The organism is Actinomadura sp. NBRC 104425, from assembly GCF_030269545.1.
Classification (GTDB): Bacteria; Actinomycetota; Actinomycetes; order Streptosporangiales; family Streptosporangiaceae; genus Spirillospora; species Spirillospora keratinilytica.
Genome location: NZ_BSTN01000111.1, coordinates 1 through 452, shown reverse-complemented (window position 1 = coordinate 452; position 452 = coordinate 1). Strand labels below are relative to the sequence as shown.

The following is a 452-nucleotide window of genomic DNA, read 5'->3' as shown; positions in this document are numbered from 1 at the left end:
CCTGGTAGCCGTGCAGCAGCTGGATCACCTGCTGGCGCACCCGGTTCAGGTCCGCGCCCAGCTTCACCAGCACCTGAGCCGCCACACCCTCACCCTCGCGGATCAGGCCCAGCAGAATGTGCTCGGTGCCGATGTAGTTGTGCCCCAGCTGCAACGCCTCGCGCAGCGACAGCTCCAGCACCTTCTTGGCACGCGGAGTGAACGGGATGTGCCCCGACGGCGCCTGCTGCCCCTGGCCGATGATCTCCTCGACCTGCTGCCGCACCGCCTCCAGGCTGATGCCCAACGACTCCAGCGCCTTGGCCGCGACCCCCTCACCCTCGTGGATCAGGCCCAGCAGTATGTGCTCGGTGCCGATGTAGTTGTGGTTGAGCATCCTGGCCTCCTCCTGAGCCAGGACGACAACCCGCCGCGCGCGGTCGGTGAACCTCTCGAACATCTCGTCGCTCCTC

The 452-nt window shown here is 67.0% G+C and carries 1 protein-coding gene; it reads right to left on the bottom strand.

The window, feature by feature from the left end:
- Nucleotides 1–439, bottom strand: a 439-nt coding sequence (locus QSK22_RS33340) for a Clp protease N-terminal domain-containing protein (protein WP_285498491.1), incomplete at its 3' end; no start/stop codon positions are given.
- Nucleotides 440–452: the final 13 nt, after the last annotated feature.